9 protein-coding genes are annotated in these 11,817 nt (G+C 45.6%); 2 read left to right on the top strand and 7 right to left on the bottom strand.

Annotated features, from left to right (window positions below):
- Positions 1-22: 22 nt before the first annotated feature.
- Genes nth through rsxA form a run of 7 tightly spaced genes read right to left on the bottom strand, consistent with a single transcriptional unit; the run spans position 23 to position 6,664 of the window.
- On the bottom strand, positions 23-658 hold the full coding sequence (gene nth / locus MCT08_RS10985; RefSeq protein WP_171981097.1) for an endonuclease III: 636 nt from the start codon (positions 656-658) through the stop codon (positions 23-25).
- Between the two features lie 34 nt (positions 659-692).
- Positions 693-1,385 carry an electron transport complex subunit E gene (locus tag MCT08_RS10980; protein WP_172531969.1) on the bottom strand — a complete coding sequence of 231 codons (693 nt, stop codon included), beginning with the start codon at positions 1,383-1,385 and terminating at the stop codon, positions 693-695.
- Entirely contained in the window at positions 1,378-2,016 is a 639-nt protein-coding gene (gene rsxG / locus MCT08_RS10975) for an electron transport complex subunit RsxG (protein WP_168522877.1), read from the bottom strand. Before rsxG ends, MCT08_RS10980 begins: the two co-directional genes overlap by 8 nt.
- 8 nt (positions 2,017-2,024) lie before the next feature.
- Entirely contained in the window at positions 2,025-3,071 is a 1,047-nt protein-coding gene (gene rsxD / locus MCT08_RS10970; protein ID WP_053310216.1) for an electron transport complex subunit RsxD, read from the bottom strand.
- Entirely contained in the window at positions 3,071-5,485 is a 2,415-nt protein-coding gene (gene rsxC, locus MCT08_RS10965; protein WP_274678411.1) for an electron transport complex subunit RsxC, read from the bottom strand. The genes rsxD and rsxC overlap by 1 nt, the downstream gene beginning before the upstream one ends.
- 8 nt (positions 5,486-5,493) lie before the next feature.
- A complete protein-coding gene (gene rsxB / locus MCT08_RS10960; protein WP_053310214.1) occupies positions 5,494-6,081 on the bottom strand; it encodes an electron transport complex subunit RsxB in 588 nt (195 codons plus the stop codon).
- Between the two features lies 1 nt (position 6,082).
- Positions 6,083-6,664: an electron transport complex subunit RsxA gene (gene rsxA, locus MCT08_RS10955; protein WP_053310213.1), complete on the bottom strand. Its 582-nt coding sequence runs from the start codon at positions 6,662-6,664 to the stop codon at positions 6,083-6,085.
- A 559-nt stretch (positions 6,665-7,223) separates the two neighbouring features.
- Here rsxA and MCT08_RS10950 point away from each other — a divergent pair.
- On the top strand, positions 7,224-8,543 hold the full coding sequence (locus MCT08_RS10950) for an efflux RND transporter periplasmic adaptor subunit (RefSeq protein WP_274678410.1): 1,320 nt from the start codon (positions 7,224-7,226) through the stop codon (positions 8,541-8,543).
- On the top strand, positions 8,540-11,647 hold the full coding sequence (locus MCT08_RS10945; protein WP_274678409.1) for an efflux RND transporter permease subunit: 3,108 nt from the start codon (positions 8,540-8,542) through the stop codon (positions 11,645-11,647). Before MCT08_RS10950 ends, MCT08_RS10945 begins: the two co-directional genes overlap by 4 nt.
- Positions 11,648-11,817 lie beyond the last annotated feature (170 nt).

Here is an 11,817-nt window from a genome sequence, read left to right as displayed (position 1 = left end):
CTCCTAGCTTCTTGGCAAGTTTTTATAGTTCAGTTTTTTCTTTGTATTCACAAAGGTCTTCAATAATACAGCTACCGCAACGGGGCTTTCTTGCCACACAGGTGTAGCGACCATGAAGAATCAACCAATGGTGAACGTCAATTTTGAATTCTTTAGGGACGACTTTTAGCAGTTTTTGCTCGACGTCATCAACGTTTTTACCAACTGCAAATTTTGTACGATTCGAAACACGGAAAATATGTGTATCTACCGCGATAGTCGGCCAGCCGAAAGCGGTGTTGAGGACGACATTTGCCGTTTTCCGCCCGACACCGGGGAGCGATTCTAATGCTTCTCGATTCTCAGGAACCTCACCATGATAGTGGTCGAGTAAAATTCGACAGGTTTTAATCACATTCTCAGCTTTGGAGTTAAATAACCCAATGGTTTTTATATACTCTTTCAGTCCCTCAACACCCAAATCGAAAATAGCCTGTGGGGTGTTGGCAATCGGGTAGAGCTTGTCCGTTGCTTTGTTGACGCTGACATCCGTCGCTTGAGCGGAAAGCAATACTGAAATAAGCAGCTCAAAAGGTGTTGTCCATTTGAGTTCAGTTTCCGGTTTGGGGTTGTTTTCCCTTAAGCGTTCGAGAATCTCGACTCGTTTGCTATTGTTCATCGTGCTGGCTGCTTCCTTTGTATTTTGACTTATATTAGGCGTTGGTCACACGTGCTCGTTCTATGGCTGGCTTTTGTTCTTTTGGCTGGCGAGCAGCAATATTACTATCGATAATGTTTTTAGCCGCAATCAAGAAACCAACCCCAATAAACGCACCAGGTGGAAGCAGGGCAAGTAAGAAGCTGTTATCAAAATGGAATATTTCGATACGCAGCATGGTCGCCCAATCTCCTAGCAATAAATCGGCGCCATCAAACAGTGTGCCATTGCCAATCACTTCGCGCATTGCACCTAGAACCACTAAAATAGTGGTCATACCCATTCCCATCCAAAATCCATCTTGAGCAGAAGGTAATACTGCATTTTTTGATGCAAATGCTTCAGCGCGACCAATGATGATGCAGTTGGTTACAATGAGAGGAATGAAGATCCCAAGCGAGAGATACAAGCCGTAAGCGTAAGCGTTCATCAACAATTGCACGCAGGTAACCAGTGCAGCGATGATCATCACAAATACGGGGATACGGACTTCTTTTGGTACATAATCTCTAACCAAAGAGACAGTGACATTAGAGCACACCAAAACCAATAAGGTTGCGATGCCCAAACCTAAGGCATTGGTCACGGTTGACGATACGGCAAGCAATGGACATAACCCAAGTTGCTGTACTAACGCTGGGTTGTTGCTCCACATACCATTTTTAATTAGCGTTTTGTGGTCAGTCATCGTTGGCTCCTTGGCAGTCAAAAGGTTGAGCTAATAACTGTGCACGGTTGTTGTTAACAAAAGCAACCGTATTTTTGACCGCTTTCACTACAGCTCTTGGTGTGATAGTTGCGCCAGTGAACTGGTCAAATTGTCCGCCATCTTTGCGCACCTTCCAAGTATCCAGATTCTGTGCGGTCACTTGTTTGCCTGTGAAATTCAATATCCAGTCTGTGACACGCAGGTCGATTTTGTCACCCAGCCCCGGAGTTTCTTGATGCGCTAAAACTCGCGTGCCAGTGATCGTTCCATCTTGTTGGATACCTATAATGATTTTTATTGCACCGTTATAGCCATCAGGCGCGATTGCTTCAATCGCTAACGCGCTCGGCTGACCGTTGAGTGTTGCAATATAAGCATGCATCTGCTGCTCAGTTCCTAGTGCTGGGTCTTTAACCAGTGTGCAGGATTTATATAGCTCATTATCATGTGCATCATGAGCAATGACTTGGTTGAGGATCGACTGCAACTGCGCTTGCTCTTGTCTGCTTATTTGCTCTTCAGTGAGATACTGAGTTAAGGCTACAACGCCTGTCGAAGCACAAGCAAAGATAGCAAGGATCAAACCGTTTTTACGAATGGCGGTTAACATAGTGCTCCTTAATGACCATAAGTACGAGGTTTAGTGTAGTAGTCGATCAACGGTACACACATGTTTGCTAGCAATACGGCAAAGGCAACGCCATCGGGAAAACCACCCCAACTGCGAATAACAAAGACCATCATGCCAATGAATGCACCGTAAATAAGACGACCTTTTACTGTGGTCGAGGCGGTGACAGGATCGGTGGCGATAAAGAATGCCCCCAACATTGTTGCACCAGAAAGTAAATGAATCAGCGGTGATGCTGTTGTTCCTGGAGCAATGAGTTGAGTGATAAGGCTGGCAAACAGCAAACCACCCAGCACAGCAACAGGAATATGCCAGTTAATGACGCGCAGCTTTATTAGCAGTAGTCCACCGGCTAGATAGGCGAGGTTGACCCATTCCCAACCAATACCCGCTAAGCCACTAAATTGTGGATGCGTCATGGCTTCAGACACAGTTTGACCTGCGCGCAGTGATGTTTTTACCGAATCTAGTGGTGTTGCCATAGTAACGCCATCAATGCCGGTTCGAATTTGTTGTAGTGAAAGCCCTTCAATATTAAAGCCGCTAAAAATGAGTGAAAATGCATCACTAAATGAAATGGGCTCTGGTGCCAATGCGTTCGGTGCTATCCAACTGGTCATCTGTACTGGAAATGAGATCAGCAAAACCACGTAAGCAACCATTGCTGGGTTGAAGGGGTTTTGTCCGATTCCGCCATATAGATGTTTTGCGATCACAATGGCAAAAAGCAGACCAATAAACAGCACCCACCAAGGTGACATCGGAGGAATGGCAATAGCTAATAACCATGCGGTGACCAATGCGCTGTAATCACTCAGCGAGCGAGTTGGGTTGCGTTTGCGCAGCAGCATTACTCCGGCTTCAAGTGATAAAGCAATCACAATGGCCAATATGAGCTGAATAATAGTGCCCCAACCGAAGAAATAACTTTGTGCAATCAGTCCAGGGATAGCGCACAAAGCTACCCACTTCATCAAGTCTGAGGTGCTGCGCTTACTGTGCGCGTGGGGGGAGCTGGCAATAAAAAAGGCCACTACTCATTCTCCTCATTGTTTTCATTAACTTGTTTTTGTTGTTGGGCTTTACGTGCTTTAGCACGCGCAATGGCCGCCGTTACCGCGGCTTTTTTCGGGTCGTCTTGCTCAGTTGGTTCCACTGGTGTTTGAGTGTGTGACGGCTCTGTTTGTTGCTCGGCTTTGCGCGCTTTAGCCCGTGCAATGGCCGCCGCCACCGCGGCTTTTTTCGGGTCGTCTTGCTCAGTTGGTTCCACAGGTGTTTGAGTGTGTGACGGCTCTGTTTGTTGCTCGGCTTTGCGCGCTTTAGCCCGTGCAATAGCCGCCGCCACCGCGGCTTTTTTCGGGTCGTCTTGCTCAGTTGGTTCCACAGGTGTTTGAGTGTGTGACGGCTCTGTTTGTTGCTCGGCTTTGCGTGCTTTAGCCCGGGCAATGGCTGCGGCTACCGCGGCTTTTTTCGGGTCGTCTTGCTCAGTTGGTTCCACAGGTGTTTGAGTGTGTGACGGCTCTGTTTGTTGCTCGGCTTTGCGTGCTTTAGCCCGTGCAATGGCCGCCGCTACCGCGGCTTTTTTCGGGTCGTCTTGCTCAGTTGGTTCCACTGATGTTTGAGTGTGTGACGGCTCTGTTTGTTGCTCGGCTTTACGCGCTTTAGCACGCGCAATGGCCGCAGCCACTGCCGATTTTTTATCCGTAGTGTCAGTAACCACAGGCTCTTCGGCACCGCTCGATAGCGCTTTTCGCTCTCTTGCTTGGCGTTTTCGCTCTTCTCGAAGCTTTATCATTTCAGAATTGTCAGGTTGCGTTTCGCCTGCTTGCAGTGCTTGCGCCTGTTTAGCTTTTGCTCTGGCTATAGCGGCTGCCACAGCAGGTTTAACGTCAGGTGAATCCTTAGTTTCAGCTTGGGATTTTTGTGCCTTAACGCGCGCGATAGCGGCTGCAACAGCATCATCACCACCTGTTTTTTTCATCTCTTGGCGGCGTTCATCAGCGGCTTTCTTAAAGCGATTTTCACGCTCAGCTTTATCTCTTTCTAAGCGCGCTTTTTTCTCTTCAAAGCGTAGCTTGGCGCGCTCTGCTGCTTCAGCTTCTTGCTTACGTGTTTTTATTTCCACTTTTGCTTGACGATAATACTGCACCAAAGGAATTTCACTAGGGCACACATAAGCGCATGCACCACACTCAATACAGTCCTGTAGATGCAGTTCTTCACACTTGTCATATTCTTGTGCTTTTGCATGCCATTGCAGTTGTTGGGGGAGTAATGATGCGGGACAAACTTCAGCACATTGCCCACAGCGAATACATTCCATTTCGTGTTGTGCCGATGCAATTTCTTTACGTGTAGGAGCAAGAATACAGTTGGTTGTTTTGGTGATGGGCACCTGAGAGTGAGGCAAGGTAAAGCCCATCATTGGGCCACCCATAATCAACCTCGGCAGTTTTTTATCAGCGGTATAACCAAACTGCTCCAGTAAATGTTGCACGGAAGTGCCTAGTAATACCCATACATTACGAGGTTGCTTGAACGTCTTGCCAGTTAGTGTCACCACTCGGTTGATTAACGGCTCACCGTTAATTACAGCACGCTTAATAGCATAAATTGACCCAACATTTTGCACCATAAGTCCGATATCAGCTGGAATTTTCCCGACGGGAACTTCTTGGTTAGTCAGCAGCTTAATCAGCTGCTTTTCGCCACCAGACGGGTATTTGGTTGGGATAACGCGGATCACGATGTTTTTATTAATAGCCGCTTTTTCTAATGCTCGAATTGCTTCGGGTTTGTTATCTTCAATACCAATGATGGTCAATGTGGGTTTGAGTATGTGTTCAACGATGCTAATGCCTAGGATGATTTCTTCTGCATGTTGCTGCATCAAAACGTCATCGGCGGTAATGTAAGGTTCACACTCGGCCGCATTAATGATCAGTATTTCTGTACGAGCCAAGCCCGATTGTATTTTTTTAGCTGTTGGGAAGCCTGCGCCACCTAGCCCTGAAATACCCGCTTGGCGAATTACTTCAATCAGTTGCTCTGGTGTTTTCTGCTGGTAATCAGCTATAGGAGTGCGCGCGATCCATTCATCTTGTTGGTCTGCTGTTATGACGATACACATTTCGCTCAGCCCTGAAGGGTGTGCGGTAGTACGTGGTTCAATTGCAGAAATTGTTCCCGAGGTAGGGGCATGCACAGGCAGCATGAAGGTTGATGTATACTGGGTTAAAGGTTGTCCTTTCAGTACACGCTCACCAACCGTTACCAGTAAATCACCTGCGCGGCCAATATGTTGCTTTAAAGGCAATACGATTTCGTTGGGAATGGATGCGGCAATCAATGGTGTTTGGTTTGATTGACGTTTGTTTTCTGGTGGGTGAATGCCGCCAGGAAAACTCCAAAGCGCACCCGTTCTAATTTGTTCAATTAATGGCAACATACCAGTCCTTAATTCACGCTTTTCTGCGATTGAGATGCAGAATCGGTAACATCAACAACAGGAATGGCGTTCATTTGCCACTTCCAAGTATCGGTGGTTTGTTCTACTGGAATCATTTCAATACAGTCAGTTGGACAAGGCGCAACACAAAGGTCACAGCCAGTACATTCCGATTTTATAACGGTATGCAGTGCTTTAGTGCCGCCGACAATCGCATCCACAGGGCAAGCTTGAATGCATTTTGTGCAGCCGATGCACATATCTTCATGAATAAATGCAACGGTTTTCACTTTATTATCAAGGTCGTGGGCTGACTCTTCTGCTTCGACGCCCATTAAATCGGCCAGTTTTTCGATGGTTGCTTGGCCACCTGGTGGGCATTTATTGATTTTGTCTCCGCCAGCAATGGCTTCAGCGTAAGGACGACAACCTGGGTATCCACATTGCCCGCATTGAGTTTGCGGTAAAATAGCGTCAATTTGATCGACGATAGGGTCGGCTTCCACTTTAAAGCGGATAGAAGCAAAGCCCAAAATAGCACCAAAAATGGCGGCTAGAGCAGCAAGCGCGAGAACAGCGATTAGTATCGTACTCATATTACAGTTTCACTAACCCCGTAAAGCCCATAAAAGCAAGAGACATAAGACCTGCGGTAATCATCGCGATAGAGGCCCCTTTAAAAGGCGTGGGTACATCGGCCACGCTGATGCGTTCACGCATTGAGGCAAACAGAATCAATACCAATGAAAACCCGACGGCAGCACCAAACCCATAAATAATGGACTGAATAAAGTTGTGGTTCTCGTTGATATTGAGCAGAGCCACACCCAAAACAGCGCAGTTAGTGGTGATCAAAGGAAGAAAAATACCAAGTAGGCGATACAACGTTGGGCTAGTTTTGTGTACCACCATTTCGGTAAATTGCACCACCACCGCAATAACTAATATAAAGCTCATCGTGCGCAGGTATTCAATGCCTAATGGGTGGAGTATGTAGTTTTCAACTAGGTAGGCACACACAGAGGCTAAGGTTAGTACGAATGTCGTCGCCAACCCCATGCCTATTGCCGTTTCTAGTTTTTTTGAGACACCCATAAAAGGGCAAAGCCCCAAAAACTTTACCAGTACAAAGTTGTTGACCAGTACTGTGCCAACTAACAACAAAAAATATTCGGTCATAGTTATATCAATCTTAAATTCCGATCCGGTCATTATCGTGCTTTGCAAGGGTAATAACAACCAAGGAAAGATAAGGTTTTAGATTGTTGGTGGGATTTTGTTCATTAATGAGTGGGAAGTTATGGACTGAGAGTTATTCCCACCTTTCCCCCAAGGCTTTGTTGCAGCCGAGGCGTTTATTAGAGATGAATGATATCGAGAGCAGTGGAATGCTAAGTTACCAGTATCAATCTTCTTATGCTGATCAACTGGATCCCGATGAATAGCCAACAAGGCTATGACGTACAGGGGTATATTTACTAATACCTGATTGAAAAATTTGTCGCCAATGCCAGTAAGTTTTACATGCCTAATTAAGTCTCGGCACTCATGCTGCACATCGTTGCCCAAAAGCCAAAACCCTTTAGTAATCTAACCTCTGTAGTTCGGGAACCTTGTTATTCTAAAGTGATTCTATGTTTATAAAAGTGAACAAAGTCAAAACAGAGCAGGGTAGTAATATGCTACCTTTATTTAGAGGGTTCTAATATAAGTCATATTAATTTATACAAGGTATTGCATGAAAAGATTTAAATGGACGCAAAGATTTTTATTTATCCCTCCCGTTCTTATTGGTGCTGCAATACTCGTATCTGCACCAGCAATGAAAGCCGAGCCACCAAAGATAATTGATAATAAAGGGGAAAAAGTGGTGAGGGTACTTAAAGTTGCGCCACGAGATATCCAACCCTCTGCTATTGGTTATGGTCACACCCAACCCGCAAGAGATTGGGAAGCACAAGCGGAATTGGAAGGTGCGGTAGTCTGGATAAATGATAACTTCCACGATGGCAACATAATCAAACAAGGCAATGAAATTCTCAGACTGGATCCCTCTTCTTATCAACTCTCTATCGCCCGTCTAGAGGCTGAACTTGAAGTCGCAAAACTCACCGATCAAACGATTCTGGAAACGCTGAATATTTCTGAGCAAGAGTATCAGGTGCAGAAATCAGAATATGAGCGTACGGTTCGCCTGAGTAAATCCGGGCATATATCCAAAACAGACAAAGATAAAGCCACCAAAGACCTTCTCAACAGCCAACAGCAGTTCCAGACACAAAAAAATAACCTTGCTATTAATAAAGCGACACAAAAGGTACTGCTGACTGAACTGGCTTTAGCCAAACGCGATCTTGAGCACACCATCATCAAAGCACCTTTCGATGTAAGAGTTACAGATAAAATGGTTGGTCTGGCAGAATACGTTAACAAAGGCGAGATCATGCTAAAAGCCGATGGCATCGATGCGGTTGAGATCAATGCCCAGTTCCCGCTTGGCAAAATGCGCCCTTTGAGAAGATCGGAAGTGCTGAGTAAAGCAAACAGTAACGACTACACAGGCCTTGAGGCAATTGTCGAGCTGAACGTTGGAGAGCATCTTATCTCATGGGATGCGAACGTCAGTCGTTCGGGTGGCCATATTGACGTACAGACACAAAGCCAGAGCATCGTGGTGCAAATTGATAATCCGCTCAAGCAGGCGTCTCCGGGCCAACGTCCACCTCTCATTAGAGACACCTTTGTAAAAGTGACCCTGAAAGCACCAGTGATGAGCAAGCAGACCCTACTTCCCCTGACCGCTATCCATAACGATAAAGTCTATTTGGTTCAGGACGGTAAACTGAAAATTCAGCCGGTAAAGGTTGATTTTGTTCAGGGTCAGATTGCTGTTATCAAATCTGGCATCCAGCAGGACGATATTGTTGTATTAAGCAAGCTTTCACCAGCAGTAGAGGGAATGTTGCTTAAACCGCAACCCGATAAAAATATCAACCAGTGGTTGGATAAAGAAACCGGATTTAAATTAGATAAACCAAAGAGTGAGGTCAAATTATGATTTCATTCTTCGCCCGTCACGCGACCGGTGCCAATGTGCTGATGGTGGCGATACTTTTGCTTGGTGCTTTTGCGCTACCGAAACTGCAAAAAGACACCTTCCCGATAACCCAAACCAAAGATATCGAAATTCGAGTCAGTTATCCGGGCGCTTCCCCTTCTGAAGTGGTTGAAGAAATTTGTACCCCGCTAGAAGAGGCTGTGGATAAATTAAACAGAATCAAAGAGTTAACCTGCGATGCTAGAGAGAATATGGCTATCGGCAATGTTGAAATTGATGACGGTGAAAATATCGATGCACTCACCTCAGATATTCAGCAACAAGTAAACTCCATCAATGATTTTCCCGACAGAGTTGAGCAGATAACCGTGACGAAACTAGACAGGATCGCAACGGTAGCAAGCGTCGCTATAACTGGAAATATGTCTGCAAGCGATCTCTACCTTTATGCTCAGGATGTTAAACGCAGGATAAAATCACATCCATTAATCGCGCAGGTTTCCGTTGGCGGCTTCTCCGAACAAGAGATAGAAATTCGTGTTTCCCAATGGAAGCTTAAGCAATACGGACTCAGTATTTCTGACCTGTCCAACCTTGTTCAGCAACAAAGTATAAACACCCCTGCTGGCGTGTTTACTAACGATCTGGAAGAACTCAGTGTACGTTTTAATCAACTGGGCAGCGAAGTCGACGATTTTAAAAAAATCATAGTGAAATCCAGCGAGCTTGGTACTCAGGTTACACTGGGTGATATTGCAGAAATTGAACAGAAGTTCGCCACTGAAGAGGACCAAATTATCTTCCAAGGCCAGCGAGCGGCCTTACTGCAAATCTCCAAAACCTATTTCCAGGATTCTCTGAGGGTAAAAGAGGCGATTATTAATCTCGTCGAAAAAGAGCAGATGAGAGCGCCACAAGGTGTGGAATTTACCATTACTCAGGATGTCAGCGTTAATATTGAAGATAGGCTGAGAATCTTAACCAGCAACGGTGTTCAGGGGCTGGCATTGGCATTTCTGATGCTCTGGGCCTTCTTTAATTTTCGCTTTAGCTTCTGGGTAGCGCTGGGGCTTCCTGTCTCATTCCTAGGCGCAATCTTTGTCATGTATATGCTGGGCTACACCTTGAATATGATGACCATGGTCGGCCTCATTGTTGCTATCGGCCTGTTAATGGATGACTCTCTGATCATTGCAGAAAATATCGCAGCCAAAAGGCAGGCGGGTATGCCGCCAGTTGAAGCGGCAATTAAGGGCACCATACAGGTACTTCCCGGTGTTATCGCCTCATTTGCCACAACCTTGATGGTTATTGGCCCACTAATGTTCCTGAGCGGAAATATGGGAGAGGTGCTGCGTTATATTCCGATTGTTTTGCTAATTACTTTGCTAGTAAGCCTGATTGAAGCCTTGTTGATTCTTCCGGCGCATCTTGCGCACAGCCATTTGGAATCAGGATCAAACCCTGTGCGAGAAAAGTTTATCGGAAGTTTTGAAAGAGTAAGAGACAAGTTCTTTGTTCCTCTGTCTGTTAAAGCAATGAATGCGCCTTACCTGACACTGGGCATTCTGACTATGGTCGTACTGCTCTCAACCGCAACTTTCTCCGCAGGGCTTCTTAAATTTAAAGCGATGCCATCACTGGAAAGTGACACGCTTCAGGCGCGTGTTCTACTTCCTCAAGGAAGCCTGCTTTCTCAAACAGAGGACGTGGTTGCAAAAATATCCAAAGCTCTGGATAAAATAAATCAGGAATATTCGGAAAAATTTCCCGATTCAGAGCCACTGGTGAAAAGCAAAACCATTATGTACAACACCAATATAGATGCCAACGAATCTGGGCCTCATATGGCGACAGTCAGTGCGGATTTACTTCCGGCGCAGCTGCGTCAAGAGAGCATCAAATATCTGGTGCAAAGCTGGAAGGATAAGACAGGCCCCACTGCAGACGTCGTTTCACTTAAGTTTACCGATAAAGAACGGGGGCTTGCAGGCAATGGTATTGATATTCGTGTTCAGGGCAACTCTCTTGAAGAACTAAACAAGGTAAGCCGCTCTCTTATCAAGTGGCTGAAAGGCTTTGATGGCGTCTTTAATCTTTCTAGTGATCTGCGTTACGGTAGATCTGAAATTCACGTAAAACTTAAAGACGAAGCAGGTGTTATGGGCGTTAACTCAGCACAGCTAGCCCAGACACTTCGCAGCGCGGTAAAAGGCAGTACGGATCTAACTGTGTTCCAGAGCGGTGAGATTATTGATATTACTGTCCGTCTTGACGAGTTTACTCACCAAGCGAGTTTGCACGAGCTAAAGGACCTTATGGTGACGGCTTCCAACGGTAGACTTGTTCCGTTGTCTGCCGTGGCTGATTTTGAAGAACAGCAAACATTCTCTAGAATTAACCGAATCAACGGTATCAATACGGTAACAGTTCAAGGCAATATCAATACCCAAATTGCCAACTCCAGAGAAATAATGCAGCAGTTCTATACGACGTTTGTCCCCAATGCTAAAAAGAGTTTCCCAGATGTTAGCTTTGTTTCTCAGGGACAAGACAAAGAAAGCGCCGATACCGGCTCATCCCTGCAAACCTTTTTTACTATGGGTGTCATCGGTATTTATTTGATCCTGACCTTTTTATTCCAAAGCTATACTCAACCGATTGCGGTATTACTCGCCATTCCTATGGGGTGGATAGGTGTCGTTTGGGGGCACTTGGGGATGGGAATCGATTTGACGATTCCGAGTCTGGTTGGCTTTGCAACGCTTGCCGGTATTGTCGTAAACGACAATATTCTGCTAGTAACCTTTATTAAAGAGAACATAGCCAAAGGCGTCAGCTTGATGGATGCTTGCCGTGAGGCCGTTCATGATCGATTCCGAGCTATCTTTATCACCTCGCTAACCACCTTTGCCGGGCTGTTACCTTTGTTAACCGAGAGCAGTACTCAGGCGCAGTTCCTGATCCCGCTGATTGCCAGTATCGCCTTTGGCTTGATATCGGCAACCCTATTGGCATCCATTATTGTCCCTTGTGTGTTACTCATTCTCGATGACTTGGGTTTAAGCAAATTATCAGAACCAAACCTTAAGAGGTATGCATGATGCAATTATAAAATGGAATAAGCTGCGAGAGCTTTTATTTTGCTTAGTCTATAAAAAGTAAAACGAGTTAATCCATACTTAGTTAGGAGTTCTGCATAAGATAAACCTCGTTCGATGACTCTTGATTGACCGCTTATGTCTAGACGTACTTTAGGTAGGAAGATTATGTA

Origin of the sequence: Vibrio aestuarianus, from assembly GCF_028858425.1 — a bacterium.
Classification (GTDB): domain Bacteria; phylum Pseudomonadota; class Gammaproteobacteria; order Enterobacterales; family Vibrionaceae; genus Vibrio; species Vibrio aestuarianus.
Note: the sequence above shows the minus strand (reverse complement) of the source record. Positions and strands in the feature narration are given on the sequence as shown.